Origin of the sequence: Microtetraspora malaysiensis, assembly GCF_050947145.1 — a bacterium.
GTDB classification, from domain to species: Bacteria; Actinomycetota; Actinomycetes; order Streptosporangiales; family Streptosporangiaceae; genus Microtetraspora_A; species Microtetraspora_A malaysiensis.
In genome coordinates this window covers 4,050,771-4,065,959 of sequence record NZ_CP191998.1, presented here as the reverse complement: position 1 = coordinate 4,065,959, position 15,189 = coordinate 4,050,771, and the positions used below count along the sequence as shown (strand labels likewise).

The 15,189-nt window shown below is 70.5% G+C and carries 9 protein-coding genes; 4 read left to right on the top strand and 5 right to left on the bottom strand.

Going from position 1 to position 15,189, the window contains the following annotated elements:
• The first annotated feature begins 48 nt into the window (after positions 1-48).
• Positions 49-966, top strand: coding sequence for an ion transporter (locus ACQP1V_RS19080; RefSeq protein WP_433424913.1), 918 nt, complete (start codon positions 49-51; stop codon positions 964-966).
• Between the two features lie 68 nt (positions 967-1,034).
• On the opposite strand, the gene ACQP1V_RS19075 is transcribed toward ACQP1V_RS19080, so the two are convergent.
• The 3 genes from ACQP1V_RS19075 to ACQP1V_RS19065 form a co-directional block, all read right to left on the bottom strand.
• Positions 1,035-1,952: an NAD(P)H-binding protein gene (locus ACQP1V_RS19075; protein ID WP_433424911.1), complete on the bottom strand. Its 918-nt coding sequence runs from the start codon at positions 1,950-1,952 to the stop codon at positions 1,035-1,037.
• 68 nt (positions 1,953-2,020) lie between these two features.
• Positions 2,021-3,190, bottom strand: a complete 1,170-nt coding sequence (locus ACQP1V_RS19070; protein WP_433424910.1) for a HupE/UreJ family protein — start codon at positions 3,188-3,190, stop codon at positions 2,021-2,023.
• Positions 3,191-3,280: 90 nt separating this feature from the next.
• Entirely contained in the window at positions 3,281-6,973 is a 3,693-nt protein-coding gene (locus ACQP1V_RS19065; RefSeq protein ID WP_433424908.1) for a metallophosphoesterase, read from the bottom strand.
• Positions 6,974-7,614: 641 nt separating this feature from the next.
• Here ACQP1V_RS19065 and ACQP1V_RS19060 point away from each other — a divergent pair.
• The 3 genes from ACQP1V_RS19060 to ACQP1V_RS19050 all read left to right on the top strand — a co-directional run bounded on the left by ACQP1V_RS19060 (position 7,615) and on the right by ACQP1V_RS19050 (position 12,484).
• Positions 7,615-9,570 carry an aconitate hydratase gene (locus tag ACQP1V_RS19060; RefSeq protein WP_433424906.1) on the top strand — a complete coding sequence of 652 codons (1,956 nt, stop codon included), beginning with the start codon at positions 7,615-7,617 and terminating at the stop codon, positions 9,568-9,570.
• A gap of 236 nt (positions 9,571-9,806) precedes the next feature.
• Positions 9,807-11,303, top strand: coding sequence for an ATP-binding protein (locus ACQP1V_RS19055; protein ID WP_433424905.1), 1,497 nt, complete (start codon positions 9,807-9,809; stop codon positions 11,301-11,303).
• Entirely contained in the window at positions 11,213-12,484 is a 1,272-nt protein-coding gene (locus ACQP1V_RS19050) for a tetratricopeptide repeat protein (RefSeq protein WP_433424903.1), read from the top strand. Before ACQP1V_RS19055 ends, ACQP1V_RS19050 begins: the two co-directional genes overlap by 91 nt.
• A 93-nt stretch (positions 12,485-12,577) precedes the next feature.
• Here ACQP1V_RS19050 and ACQP1V_RS19045 read toward each other — a convergent pair whose 3' ends face one another.
• Together ACQP1V_RS19045 and ACQP1V_RS19040 are read right to left on the bottom strand one after the other, a co-directional pair.
• Positions 12,578-13,135 (bottom strand): GNAT family N-acetyltransferase, encoded by a 558-nt coding sequence (locus ACQP1V_RS19045; RefSeq protein WP_433424901.1) that lies wholly within the window; start codon positions 13,133-13,135, stop codon positions 12,578-12,580.
• A 102-nt stretch (positions 13,136-13,237) separates the two neighbouring features.
• Complete coding sequence (locus ACQP1V_RS19040; RefSeq protein WP_433424899.1) at positions 13,238-14,863, bottom strand: ABC-F family ATP-binding cassette domain-containing protein; 1,626 nt, start codon at positions 14,861-14,863, stop codon at positions 13,238-13,240.
• Positions 14,864-15,189 lie beyond the last annotated feature (326 nt).

Below are 15,189 nucleotides of genomic sequence, written 5' to 3'. Positions count from 1 at the left end.
TGTAGGATTTCAGATGATCACAACGCCCCCTGATCCAGGAGTACCGGTTTGCCCGATCTCTCCCGCGAACGGCTCCGCGCCCTCGTTGACGCTCCGGCCTTCCAACGTGCCGTCATCGCCGTCATCACGCTGAATGGGATCACACTCGGGCTGGAGACATCGCCCGATCTGGCCGACCGGTACCCCGCCGCCTTCCTCTGGACCGACCGGGTCATCATCGCGATCTTCGTCGTCGAGCTCGCCCTGCGCATCGCCGCGCACGGGAAGGCGTTCTTCCGCGATCCGTGGAACTGGTTCGACCTCATCGTCGTCGGCATGGCCATCGTGCCCGCCTCGGAGTCGTTGTCGATCCTGCGGCTCTTCCGGTTCCTGCGCGTCCTGCGGCTGATATCCGTGGTCCCCAGCATGCGGCGGGTGGTCTCGGCGCTGTTCACCGCGCTTCCGGGGCTGGCCTCGATCCTGGCCCTGCTGATGCTGTCGCTCTACATGGCGGCCGTCATCGGCGAGCAGCTCTTCCGCCAGGCGGCCCCGCAGTACTTCGGGAACCTCGGGAAGTCGCTGTTCACGATGTTCACCGTGCTCACGGTGGAAAACTGGCCGGCAGTCGCCGAAGACGTGATGGCCAAGGAACCGATGGCCTGGATCTTCTTCGCCGCGTTCATCGTGATCACGGCGTTCTTCGTCCTCAATCTGCTCATCGGCGTGATCGTGTCCGCGATGGAGACCGAGGTCAACGCGTCGCGATGGAAGGAAGACCAGGAGCTGGAGCTGAAGCAGCACAACGCGGTGATGGGGCAGATCCGGGCGCTCAGCGAGAAGGTGGACCTGCTGGCGGCCAACCTGGCGGCCCTCTCGGCCACCCGCCCCGCCCCGGAGGCCGAGAGGGAACTCCTCCCCGCCGGCGTCGGCGACGGAGCCGGGAGCCGGGACGCGAAGTACGCGCGGCGACGGCGCCGTCGTCAGTGAATGGCTGTCCGAGCACTGGCCCCTGGGGGCCGTCGCGTACGCACCGCGCCTGAGGTTCCCGCCGGGGTTCAGCCGGCGAACCGCTCCTTCCGGCGCGCGACGAACTCCTCGACCGTCTCCGCCGGCCTCCCGGTGACCTCCTCGACCGTACGCGTCATGCGGTCGTACCGGTTCTCCCGATGCAGGCGGGCCATGGTGGCCAGGTGCTCCTCGACGTGCGCCCCGAGTCCGGACGGCGTGAGCACCTGCTCGACCCAGGTCTCCCACGGCACGTCGACGTAGGAGATCGGCCTGCCGAGAGCGCGCGAATACTCCGTGGCGACGTCCGTCATGTCCTCGGACCGCGGGCCGGTCAGCTCCAGGACCCGGCCCACGTACGGACCCGGATCGGCCAGGACGGTCGCGACCACCCGGGCGACGTCGTCGGCCGCGACGGGCGAGGTGCGGCCGGTCCCGAACGGCAGCCGGATCGTGCCGCTTTCGGCGATGGATCGCGCGGCCAGCGTCGTGAACAGCGGGTTGTCCAGGAAGATGGTCGGCCGGACATGCACGACCGGAAGGCCGGACCAGTCGAGCACCTGCTCGGACAGCCAGTGCAACCGCTGCTGGTGCGACTCGCTCGTGCTGACCGCGTCCATCTGCGAGACGGTCAGCTGCGAGATGGCGACCAGCGCGTCGAGGCCGCCGACGGCCCGTGCCACGGTCGCGACAACGGTCGTGGCCTCCAGGTAGGACGGCGCCACGCTCATGCTGAAGAACATCCGGCGGGTCCCGCCGAGGGCCCGCGCCACGTCCGCGGGCCGGGTGAGGTCGCCGACGACGACCTCGGCGCCGAGCGCGCGCAGAGCCCCGGCCCGGTCGTCGTCGTGGTGCGCCATCGCCCGGACGGCCAGGCCGCGCCGGAGCAGCAGTTCCACGACCGTGCGGCCCACACCACCGACTCCCCCGCCGGCGCCGGTCACCAGAACAAGGTCGGTCTCCGCCATCACACCCACCCCCCTTCCAGCATGACGGTCGCGGCCTCCGGCCTACCGCGGGCATACGCCGTTCCCGGTCAGAACGGGAGGGTGACGCGGTCGACGCACCAGTAGAGGCTGACCGCCACGATGGGGATCGACATCGCGACCGTCACCCAGCGGGCGGCGGACGTGCGGCGCAGCAGCGTCAGTAGTGGGAAGAGCACCGCGATGATCACAAGTTGGGTCACTTCGATGCCGACGTTGAAGCTCAGGAGCGACAGGAGCAGCCCCCACGACCCGCTCTCGTCGATGTCGAGCGCGCTCGCGAAGCCCAGCCCGTGCACCAGGCCGAAGGCGAAGACGACCGGCAGCCTCCATCTGCCCGCTCTCTCCTCCCCGCGGCCCAGGAGGTTGGCGACGGCCACGACGATGATCGATACGGCGATGACCGGCTCGACGATCGCCGCCGGAACGTCGACGACGCCCATCGCCGCGAGGAGGAACGTGATGCTGTGCGCGACCGTGAAAGCGGAGGCCGTGACGACGACGTCGCGGCGCCGGCGGGCGCCGATGAGCAGCGCGAGCAGGAAGAAGATGTGGTCGAGGCCGGACAGCAGGTGCTCGGCGCCGAGCAGGAAGAACTCGCCGACCTGGTGGGCGGCCCGGCGCTCGCCGATCCGCAGCGTCGGGCCGGCGGCGGTCAGGACCGCGGAGCCGGTCGTGCCGTCGAGCCGGTATCCGACGAGCGTCTCCGTGCTATGCACGAAGCTCTCGGCGTCGGGGAAGAGCGCGCTGGAGATCGCGTGCTGCCCCGGGCCGTCGCCCGCGCAGTCGTAGTCGAGGGTCACGACCGCGAAGGCCACCTTCGCGCGCTCGCGCACGTCCGCGTCGCCCGCGGGCGTGGGCGTGCACGGTGCGTCGTCGTAGGTCACGGCGAAGCGGCGGGTGACGTAGTCGATGACGGCGTCGTGGTTGATCTTGAGCTGGCGGAGCTGCTCGGTCCGCTCCTTCGCGTCGTACGCCTCCGCGTACAGCCAGGCCGACTTCATGAGGAGGTCGTACTCCAGATCGAGCACGGCCCTGACGTCCGAGCCCGTCCCGGTCACCGTGGCGTGGGCCTTCGTGGTCGCGTCGTGCGCCGCCGCCGGGGCGGGACGCGCCGCGTCGACGAGCACACCGACAAACACGCCGGCGAGCACACCGGCCAGCAGTCCGACGAGAACGTGGGCGAGGACGAGGGCGGACAGCCGGTGCCTGCGAGGCATGTCTCGTTCTCCAAAAAGTACGGGAAAGGTACGGGAAATCCGGCAGGGGAACGCCGCCCCGGACCGGGGCCCGGGGCGGCGGAGATGGGGTTACTTGCGCTGGAACCAGCGGTACATCGGCGAGTCCGGCCCCCAGTCGCCGGGACGGCCGTGCTCGTTCTTCGTGACGAAGACGCTCGGTTCGGACGCGGTCAGGCCGCCGCCGGTGGAGCGTGCCGTGACGAACCACGCGTAGGCCGTGTTGGCCTTGAGGCGGTCCCAGACCACCGAGGCGACCTGCCCCGACTCGACCGTGCTCGTGCCGACGACCCGGGTGGGCTTGTAGATCGCCAGCGAGTCGGTCGCGAAGCTCGTCGTGCGGGTGGTGAGGTCGACCGGGAGCACCATGTTGTCCTCGCGCCCGTCGTAACGGCGCAGCGGGTCGAACTCGCCGGCGCCGAAGTCATTGAGCAGCGGGGAGTAGGTGTCCACGGTCAGCTCCGACCGCTTGACGTTGAACTGCAGCAGGCGGAAGAAGCTCGCGCCGAACTGGAGCTGGTCGTCCGGGTTGTATCCGCCGACCTCGGTGAGCCCGAGGCGGTCGGCCGACACCGTGTAGAACTGGTAGTCCGCCAGCAGCTCGACGACACCCTTGCCGACCTGGCCCACCTTCGGCTTGACGTTGGTGGCCACGCCGTGCTCATGCCCGGCGAGGATGAGGAAGACGTTCGGGTTCTTCTCGACCACCGTCTTGTACAGCATCGAGCCGTCGGGAGCCGAGAATCCGGCGCCGCGTCCGTCCGGGTTGGTGCTCGGCACGAGGTAGTCGTGCGAGAGCAGGATGCCGTTGCGGTCGGGGAACCGCTTGAAGATGGAGTCGGCCCACTCGGCCTCCTCCCGCGTGACGCCGTACGACAGGCCGACCACGACGAAGTCCAGCCCGCCGGCGGAGAACAGGTCGTAGTGGTTCTGGTTGTCGCCTTCCTTCCACGGCCCGCCGTACTCGGCGTGCTGCCAGCCCTGCGCCGCCGTCTGGTACCGGCCGGGGCCGTAGTACTTGTTGTAGATCGCCTCCGGCCCGTCCTCGGTGCCCGACTGGTTGTCGTGGTTGCCGGCGATCACGCCGTTCGGGATGCCGGCCTCGTCCAGCACGCGCTGCTGCCGGGAGGACACCTCGAGCTCGCCGACGACCTGCTTCTGCATGGCCTCGTCCGCGGGCTTGCGGATGTTGTTCTCGATGATGTCGCCGGTGTGCGCGACGTAGGAGATCTTGCGCGGGTCCTTGTTGTCCTTGATCCAGTTGACGATGCCGGAGTAGGCGGACTCCCACACCGCGCGCTCCTCGGCGGTCTCCTGCTCCACCGCGCCTTCGGAGATGTACTGCGTGTCGGTGAAGTGGACGATCGAGAAGTCGTACGTGGAGGGGTCGGCGAAGCCGTTCGGGTCGCCGGGGTCGATGTCGTCGGCGAACGGGTCCTCGCCCGTCACCATGACGTGGACCTTCTGGCCGTCGATGTACTCCGCGCCGACGACGGAGGTGAGCGTGGTGTTGCCCTCGGCGGCGCCGCGGGAGCTCGTCAGGAGATCCCACGCCTTGGTCTTGGTGTTCCAGGCGCGCAGGGACGCCAGGCGCTCGGGGTCGATGACGCCTTCCCAGCGCAGGACCGGGGCGTCCACGTGGCCCTTCACCTGGATGTCGAACCGCTGGTAGGTGACGTCCCGGCCGGCGGGCGCGTCGAGCGTCGCGCCGTCGGCGGGGTCGAGCCCCTTGGTCGTGATCTTCTGCTCGCCGGGCACCTGCAGGGTCGTGGGGACGGTCGCGGCCACGCCCTGGTATGCCTGGTTCGGGGTCAGGATCTCGGCCTCGGAGAACGTCGCCTTCACCTGACCGCCGCCGGGCTCGGCCACCTTCGCCGAGAGCGTGACGGATCCCGACACGTCGACGCTGCCCACCGCCGGTGCGAGCTCGGCGGGGACGTCCGGGACGCCCGCGGACTCGAACGTGATCTCACGCGTGGCGGTGTTGCCGAGGCCGTCGGAGCCGGTCACGGCCAGGGTGTGCGCGCCGGGCGACAGCCCGGGGCCCACCTGGGCGCCCAGCGCGATCGGCCGGCCGTCGAGCGTGACGTCCGGCCCGGACACGACGCCGGAGGCGTCCTCAAGCGTGACGTCCAGCACGACCGAGGCGGTGAGCTTCTCCCCCGCGGCCGGGACGCTGGCGGCGACCTTGGGCGCGGAGTTGTCGGTGATCAGCGTGCGGGTGGCGGTCTCCCCCGACGTCGAGGCCGCGGCGAGCGTGTGCTTGCCGTCCTTGACGGCGGTGGTGTCGAGGTCCGCGCGCAGACCGCCGGCGGGCGCGTCCACGAGGAATTCGAGGTCGATCTCGGTGAGCAGGTTCACGTTGTCGCCGCAGTTGCCGTCGCCCATGCTGTACGAGCTCTTGAGCATCTGGCCGGCCGCCGTCCCCCGCACCGGGGCGAGGGCGATGTTCGAGATCGCGAAGTCGTCGCGGTTGGCGCCGCACGACGTCGGATAGGTGCCGGTCACGAAGTCGATCGTGTTCCAGCCGGGCACGAGGTACTCGTTCGGGAACGTGAAGTCGACACGCCGGCTGACGAAGTCGCCGTCGAGCACGACCTTCCGCCCGTTGACGAGCAGGTAGTTCTGGTAGCGCGCCTCGATCGAGTTGCTGCCCACGGTGAAGCTGAGGGTCGCGTCACCCGAGCCGAGCGTCTGGACGACATGCACCGGCCGGGCGTCGATCGTGTAGTGCAGTTCGACCTCGCGCAGGGCGGTCTGGCTGCTGCCGCAGTCGCCGTCGCCCATCTCGTACGACGGCTTGATGTCCTTGCCGGTCACGGTGGCGCCGTCGAGGGCGAGGTCGAGGTTCGCGATGGTGAAGTCGTCGCGGTCGATCCCGCAGGACGTCTTGTAGTCCCCGGTCACGACCTTGATCGTGTTGTCGCCGGGCACCAGGAATCGGGCGGGCACCGCGATGGGGACTCGCCGGCCGGCCCAGGAGCCGCCCAGGTCGATGCGCTTTCCGTTGACGAGTAAGTAGTCGTCGTACTTGTCGTCGATCGAGTCCGCGCCCACGTCGAAGCTGAACGTCGCCGCCCCGTTGCCCAGGGTGGCCTTCGTGGTGGGCTCGGCGCCGTCGACGGTGAGGGACGTGACGCCGCCTCCGCCCTCGGCGGGCACGGTCGCGAAGACCGACTGGTCACCCGCCACGAGCGTGCCGTCCGTGGGCAGCAACCGCGGCGCCCCGGCCGGAGAGTTGTTCACGGTCACGCTGTTCTTGACGGTGACCCCGGCCGCGGTCTTGGCCGTGATGGCGTGCTCGCCGTTGCCCAGCTTGGTGGTGTCCAGGTCCGCGGCGAGACCCGTGGTGCCCTGCGGGTCGCCCTGAACGAAGAACGTCAGTTTGGCCTGCTTGAGCAGCGAGGTGTTCGAGCCACAGTTTCCGTCACCGAAGGAGAGGGTGTACGGGTTGTCCTCGCCGTCCGCGACCTCGCCGAGAAGTTCGAGGCTCACGTCGGACAGGACGAAGTCGTCGTAGTTGACGCCGCAGGAGCTGTTGATCGTCCCGGCGAAGATCTCGATGGTGTTCTCACCCTTGACGAGGTGCTCGTTCGGGATCTCGATGGTCGCCCGCTCGCTCACGTGGTCGCCGATGTCGCTCCGGTACGCGCCGTTGACGAGCACGTAGTTGTGGTAGCGCGCCTCGGTCGAGTTCGAGCCGACGTCGAAGCGGAGCCGGGAGACGCCCACCGTCCGGGTGGCCTTGATCGCGGCACCGTCCACGGCGAGCTCCGTGACGCTGTCACCGGCCTCGGCCGGAACGGCCGCGACCTTGGCCGTGCCCTCGAGGAACGAACCGTCGGCGGGGCTGAGGGTTGGGGGGGGTACGAGAGCCGGTCGGCGTCGGGCTGGGACGTCCCTTACCGGGTTTCCCCGGGTCGGGGTCGGCGTGCGCCGCCGTCACGACACCGCTGACCAGCAGCGTCGCGACCACGGCTACCACGGCGAAACGTCCTCGAATGCTCGAGCTTCCCAGCAGCTTTCGTGCTGCCACTGGCTGCATCGGGTGCAGTCCCTTTCATCACGTTCGGATAAAGCGCCCATAAAGGCGCTTTGGTCTCGAGCGGCCACAGTGGAGGGCACGAGTGAACAGTAAGCATGAAGGGGCTGAAGGGAAAAAGAAATATCATTTCGCCTCGCGGTGATCGCGCGAGCCGCCCCGGCCGTCCGGCGCGTTCGGACGTGGCGCCCCGCTCGCCCCCGGGGCGAAGGGGCGAGATCCGCGACCGGCGTGAGCTGCCCTGATGGTCCCGGGCCGCGCCGCCGTACAGTGGGCCGTGGGGCACGGCACGGCACAGCACGCCGCAGACGGGCGTGACGGACGCTTGCTCGTGCCGGCGGTTCGCGGTCAAGGGGTGAGAGCCATGACCGGACTCAACGTCACCCGGAAACTGATCGGCGCCCACCTCGTGGACGGCGTGATGACACCCGGGGAGGAGATCGGGCTGCGCATCGACCAGACGCTCACGCAGGACGCGACGGGGACGATGGTGATGCTGGAGCTGGAAGCGCTCGGCCTGGACCGGGTGCGCACCCGCACATCGGTGCAGTACGTCGACCACAACCTGCTGCAGACCGACGAACGGAACATGGCCGATCATCTGTTCCTGCGTTCGGCCTGCCACCGCTTCGGGGTCTGGTACTCCCGGCCGGGCAACGGCGTGTCGCATCCCGCGCACATGCAGCGCTTCGGAGTCCCGGGTGCGTCGATGGTCGGCTCCGACTCCCACACCTGCGCCGCCGGCTCACTGGGCATGCTGGCCGTCGGCGTGGGCGGCCTGGAGGTCGCCATGGCGATGGCGGGGCAGCCGCTGTACCTGACGATGCCGGAGATCTGGGGCGTACGCCTGACCGGCGCGCTCCCGCCGTGGGTCTCGGCCAAGGACGTGATCCTGGAGATGCTGCGCCGGCACGGCGTCGACGGCGGGGTGGGCCGCGTCATCGAGTACCACGGACCCGGGCTGGCGGCACTGACCGCGATGGACCGGCACGTCATCGCCAACATGGGCGCGGAACTCGGCGCGACCACGACCGTGTTCCCGGCCGACGACCAGGTCCGCGCGTTCCTCGCCGCCGAGGGGCGGGCGGGCGACTTCACCGAGATCCTCCCCGATCCGGACGCTGATTACGACGTTCACGAGGAGATCGACCTGTCCGCCCTGGAACCGCTGATCGCCGCGCCCTCCTCGCCGGGCAACGTCGTCCCCGTACACGAGGTCGCCGGCGAGGAGGTCCATCAGGTGGTGGTCGGATCGTCGGCCAACCCCGGGTTGCGGGATTTCGCGATCGTCGCCGCCGTCCTGGCCGGTCGCCAGGCGCATCCGCAGGTGTCGGTGGACATAAATCCGACCTCGCGGGAGACCCTCGCCGACCTCACCCGCATGGGGGCCACCCTCGACCTGATCAGGGCCGGCGCACGGCTGCACCAGGCCGGATGCATGGGGTGCATCGGCATGGGGCAGGCGCCCGCGGTCGGTCGCAACAGCCTGCGCACCATGCCGCGCAACTTCCCCGGCCGATCGGGGACGAAGGAGGACTCGGTGTGGCTGTGCTCTCCGGAGACGGCGGCGGCCGCCGCGCTGACCGGACGCATCACCGACCCGAGGACGCTGCCCGGCCTGCTGGGGATCGAGTATCCCGTCGTGACGCTGCCCGAGCGGGCCTCCGTCGCCGAGGGCATGTTCGAGCCGCCCCTCGCCCCCGCCGACGCGCGGCGGGTCGAACTGGTCAAGGCGCCCAGCATCGGGACGCTCCCCGACTTCGACCCGTTGCCGGACCGGCTGCGCGCCCCGGTCCTGATCAAGGTGGGCGACAACGTCTCCACCGACGAGATCCTGCCCGCTGGGGCCCGCGTGCTGCCCTTCCGCAGCGACATCGCGCGGCTCGCCGAGTTCACCTTCAGCCAGATCGACGAGAGCTACCCGGCGCGCGCGCATCAGGCCGGCCCGCACGTCGTCGTCGGAGGCGACAACTACGGCCAGGGGTCCTCGCGCGAACACGCGGTGATAGCGCCCCGCTACCTCGGCCTGCGCGCGGTGATCGCGAAGTCGTACGCGCGCATCCACTGGCAGAACCTCGCCAACTTCGGCGTGCTGGCCCTCGAGTTCGCCGACCCGGCGGACTACGACCGCGTCGGCCAAGGCGACGAGCTGTCCCTGGAGGACCTGCGCGGCGCGCTGGAGAGGGGCGGCGACATCACGGTACGCGACACGACTACGGGCGCCGACTTCGTCGTCCGGCACCGCCTGTCCCCCCGCCAGGTCGCGATGGTGCTCGCCGGCGGGCAGATCCCGTTGATCAGGTCGCGGACCGCGGCGTGAGGACCCATCTGGAGACACCCCTGGGTGACCGGTGTCTTCTGGTGTCGACCAGCCACCCGACCCAGGCCGGTACCTCTGTCATCGATCAGCTCCGATCGGCGATGTGGCCGTCCCGCGTCGGAGCGCCGCCCCTCTCGCTCGGCCGGGCCTAGATCGCCGAACCGGTGCATGTACGTCGATTTCGATATCTTGCATAGATCGTGACCGACCGAAACCTGCGAAAAAGGGAGCACCATATGCTCGACGACGCCGGCCTGCGGGCGCTCCGCGAGGCGGCCCGCCTTTCTCCGGAGAATCTCCCCCTGCGGCAACACCTCGCCGGGCAGCTCCTGGCCATGGGATATCTCGCTGAGGCGGAGGCCGAGTACCGGGCCGCTCTCGTGCTTGCCCCCAAGAACGCGGACATCACGGCAGGTCTGGCGGAGGCGTTCGTCCGGCAGAGCGCCTACGGCGCCGCGCTGGCGGCGCTCGAACCGTTGCTGGCTTCACCCGGCTACCCGCCCAAGCTCGGCGTGCTGGCGGCTCGGGCGCTACTGGCCGAGGGCGACACGGCACGGGCGGCCCACCGCTACCACGACGCGGTATCCCGTGATCCGTCCGTGGGCGACGCCGATCTCGCCGCCCGCCTGTCGGCCCCTCCCGTGCCCGCATCGCCGTACCCGGCGCCCGCCCCCGCGCCGGCCTACCCGGCGGCGGAGTCCGTACCCGCGTCACCGTACCCGGCGCCCGCCCCCGCCCCGGCGTACGTGGCAGCAGGCTCCACACCGGCCTACCCGGCTCACCCGACCTACCCGGCACATCCTGCGCCCGCTCCCGCACCGGCGTACCCGGCGGCGGGCTCCCCGCCGCCGGATGGTGCCGAGGTGGAGCGCGCCGGGCTCTCCTTCGCTGACGTGGCGGGCATGGAGGCGGTCAAGGAGGCGCTGCGGATCAAGCTCCTGCTGCCGCTCCAGCAGCCGGAGCTGTTCGCCGCGTACGGCAAGCGCGCCGGCGGCGGGGTACTGCTGTACGGGCCTCCGGGCGCGGGCAAGACTCACCTGGCCAGGGCCGCCGCCGGCGAACTGGGCGCGGCTTTCGTCAACGTGGGACTGGCCGACATCCTCGACATGTACATCGGGTCGAGCGAGCGCAACCTGCGCGCCACATTCGAAATGGCCCGCCGCAACCGGCCGTGCGTACTGTTCTTCGACGAGGTCGACGCGCTGGCGGCCCGCCGCTCCGACATGCGCCAGGCGCACACGCGGCAGCTCGTCAACCAGTTCCTGGCCGAGCTCGACGGCGTGGACCAGAAGGCCAACGAGGGCGTCCTGGTGCTGGCTGCCACGAACGCTCCGTGGTACGTGGATGTGGCGTTCCGCCGACCGGGCCGCCTCGACCAGCCGGTGTTCGTGCCGCCGCCCGACGCCGCGGCGCGCGCGGCCATTTTGCGCATCCTGTGCCGAGACAAGCCCCTGGCCGAAATGGACTTCGACGCGGTGGCGCGGGCGACCGAGCATTGCGTCGGCGCGGACCTGAAGGGTGTGGTGGACCGGGCGGTGGAGGCCAAGCTCCAGCAGTCGATCCGTGCCGGCCGCCCCATCCCGCTGTCGACGCCCGATCTGCTCGCCGCCGCGCAGACCGTACGGCCCACGGCGGTCCGCGAGTGGATGTCCACCGCGCGCAACTACGTGATGCACGCCAACGACTCCGGCGCCTGGGACGAGCTGATGCCCTGGGTCAAGCGCAAGTGGTAGCTGTCGCCGACTCAGTCCAGCGGGCGCGCACGCTGCTGGAGATGCGCCGTCCCGCTGACGCCGAGCGGGAGCTGCGCGGTGTGCTCGCCCAGGAGCCGCAGCACGTCACCGCGCACTCCTTCCTGGCCCTCGCCCTGGTCCAGCAGGGCAACGTGGCCGAAGGCGTCGCGGAAGCGCATGAGGCGGTCCGGCTGGCGCCCGACCAGTGGCTCACCCACTACATGGCCGGACAGGTGTATCAACACGCCGGCCGTCCCGATGAGACGATCGCCGCGATCAACGCGTCCCTGGCTCTCGAGCCCGAGTTCGCGCCGGCCTGGGAGCTGCTGGCCCGGGCACACCTGATGAAAGGCGAGTGGCCCGAGACGGCCGAGGCGGCGCGCCGCGGGCTGGCCTTGGATCCGCAGGATTCCGATCTGGTGAGCCTGCTGGCGCTGGCTCTCACGAAGACGGGAGAGGAGGAGCAGGCCAGGGCCGCGGCCGCGCACGCCGTACAGCTGGACCCGGAGAGCGCCACCGCGCACCTGGCGTACGGCCGGATGGCGCTGGCCTTCGGTGATCCCCGGCGAGCGGCGGACGCCTTCCGCGAAGTGCTCCGTCTCGCCCCAGGCTTCGACGAGGCCAGGGATCTCCTCGTGGCCGCGCTGAAGCAGCGCAATCCTCTTTACCGAAGGCTCACGCGACTGCAGGGCAGGTTCCGCGGCAACCGGCGGCTCGTGTTCCTGCTGCCCGCCGTACCGCCTCTCATCGTGTTCTTCGTTCTCGTCGCGGTGCTGCACTGGGCGGCGTGGGTCGCCGAGGCGTGGACCACGCTGCGCCTGGCCCGCATGAAGGCCACCCGGCTGCTCTTCTCCGATGCCGAGGCTCGCGCGGCCCTGATGTGCTGCGGCCTGGTGGCCGTGGGCGCGGCGGTGCTCACGCTGGGAGTGACGCTCGGCCTGAACGCTGTCGGCACCGCGGGCGTGGCCGTCATGGCCCTGGTCACCTCTGTCCAAGAGGCCGTGCACACCGGGTCCGCCCGGGGCCGGACGGTCCTGTACGGCTGGACGGCCCTGCTTGCCCTGGCCATCGCCGCGTCGGCGGTTCTCACCTCGCCGACCACAGCTCTGTTGTGCGTGTACGCCGGCCTGTCCACGATCTGGGTGGCGGCCGGCATACGCCGTGTCCTTGGTCGTGTCTGACAGATCACGCCCTGCTGCGCGCGGCTCCGGCGGGATTCACCCGGCGTCCGGCGCGGAGGTCCCAAGGTTCGACGAGGGAGCGGGCACGGCGCCCTATGGGGTGGGGGACGCGGCACCGGGCGTGGCCGCGTACTCCTCCCTCGTGATCACGGTGACCTGAACAGGCCGACCGGTGCTCGGGACCGCCGTACGGCGCTCCGGGCGCATTCCGAGCTTGGCCATCACCCGCAAGGACGCCGTGTTGTCCACGTGGGCGACGCTGACGATCTCGTCCAGCCCCACCTCCCGGAACCCGAAAGCCAGCACCTCACTCGCCGCTTCGGTGGCGTAGCCGCGGCCCCAGTGCGCCGGTCCCAGCCGCCAGCCGATCTCCACGGCGGGCATCACCTCCGGCAGAAACTCCGGAACCGCCAGGCCGACCCACCCCGCGAACTCCCCTGTCTCCCGCACCTCGACCGCGAACAGGCCGAACCCGCGCTCCTGCCACCCCAGCCCCAGCCTCACCAGCGCCTCGGCCGCCTGCTCGCGGGTGCGCGGCACACCGTCACCGATGTACCGCATCACCTCGGGGTCGCCGTCCATCGCGGCCAGCGGGTCGAGGTCGTCGTCCCGCCACATCCGCAGCCGCAACCGCTCCGTCAGTCGTTCCACTCCGGGCCCTCCTCGATCGCCGAACCGTGATCGTAACCGCCGCGCGCGGCGCCTGTCGTGGCCGAGCCGGACCTGCCGCACGCGCAGACGCAGGCCGGCGCGTCACTCGCCGGGGAGGTCTCCTGTCTCCAGCAGCCGCCCGCCCGACAGTTCCAGCCGGCGGCCCACCTTGATCTCCGCGAGGAACCGCTCATCGTGGCTGACCACCACGAACGCCCCCTCGTACGCGTTGAGCGCGCTCTCCAGCTGCCCCACGCTGACCAGGTCGAGGTTGTTCGTGGGCTCGTCGAGCAGCAGAAGCTGGGGTGCCGGCTCCGCGCACAGCACGCAGGCCAGCGTGGCGCGCAGCCGTTCGCCGCCCGACAGCACCCCGACCGGCAGGTGGGCACGGGCGCCCCGGAACAGGAAGCGGGCGAGCAGGTTCATCCGCTCCGCCTCGGGCATGCCGGGGGCGAACGCGGCGAGATTCTCCGCCACGGTGCGCTCGACGTCGAGCAGGTCCAGCCGCTGCGACAGGTAGGCCACCCGGCCGTCGGCCCGCCGGGTCATGCCGCCGTCCGGCTCCAGATCGCCGCCGATCAGGCGCAGCAGGGTGGACTTGCCCGCCCCGTTGGGGCCGGTCAGGGCGACGCGCTCGGGTCCGCGGATCGTCAGGTCGACGCCGGGCTCGGCGAACAGGTCGCGGGCCTGGAGGTGCTCGCCGTGGAAGACCGTGCGCCCCGCGGGGACGTTGGTTCCCGGCAGTTGCAGCACGATCTTCTGGTCGTCGCGCAGGGCGCGCCCCGCCTCGTCGAGCCGGGCCTTGGCGTCGCTGACGCGGGAGGCGTGCATCTGGCCCGCCCGCCCGGCCGACTCCTGGGCGCCCCGCTTCATGTTCCCGGCGAAGATCCGCGGCAGTCCGGCGCTCTTGAGGTTGCGCGCGGCGTTGCTCGCCCGGCGTTCGGCCCGCTCGCGGGCCTGCTGCATCTCCCGCTTCTCGCGCTTGAGCTCCTGCTCGGCGCTGCGCACGTTCCGCTCGGCGGCCTCCTGCTCGGTGCGGACCGCCTCTTCGTACGCCGTGAAGTCGCCGCCGTAGAAGCGGACCTCGCCCCGGTCGAGTTCGGCGATGCGGTCCATGCGGTCGAGCAGGGCCCGGTCGTGACTGACCACGAGCAGGCAGCCGTTCCAGTCGCCGAGCACGTCGTAGAGCCTGCGGCGCGCGTCGAGGTCGAGGTTGTTCGTCGGCTCGTCGAGCAGCAGGACGTCGGGCCGCCTGAGGAGCTGCGCGGCCAGGCCGAGCGACACAACCTGGCCGCCGCTCAGCGTGCGCAGCGTACGCGCGAACTCGAGGTCGCCGAGGCCGAGCCGGTCGAGCTGGGCTCGGGTGCGCTCCTCGATGTCCCAGTCGTTGCCGATCGTGGTGAAGTGCTCCTCGCTCGCGTCCCCTGATTCGATGGCGTCCAGCGCCGCGATCACGGGGGCGATGCCCAGGACCTCGGCCACGGTGAGGTCGCCGTCGAGCGGCAGGCTCTGCGGGAGGTAACCGAGCACGCCGTCGACGGACACGCTGCCGCCACCGGGCCGGTATTCACCGGCGATCAGTTTGAGCAGCGTGCTCTTGCCCGCGCCGTTCGGGGCGACGAGGCCCGTACGGCCGCCGCCCACGGTGAAGGACAGATCACTGAAGACGGGCGTGTCGTCGGGCCAGGAAAAGGACAGGTTGGAGCAGATGATGAACGCATCGGACATGCGGGAGACCTCGTAAGCACGTGATCCGGGCGCAGCGAAGCCGCCCGGCAATGGGACAGGTTTTCGGGAACGACGACCACGGCCACGTCGGCGGCGGTCATACGCGCCTGCCGGGGCCGATCAACCTCCGGTATCACCCGGAGATGTCGTCGTCACCTGCCACGTCTGGTCTCCTAGCTTTCGCTTACAAGCGTCACACACCATAACAGCCGTCTACCGTCCGACGGCAAGGCGTTTTTGCCGGGCTCCGCCGGCGGGTGCCACGCCGACCACGAACCGGCCTGCCTTGAACGTCAACGCCAGGAGCGGGATCGGCCACGTGCTGC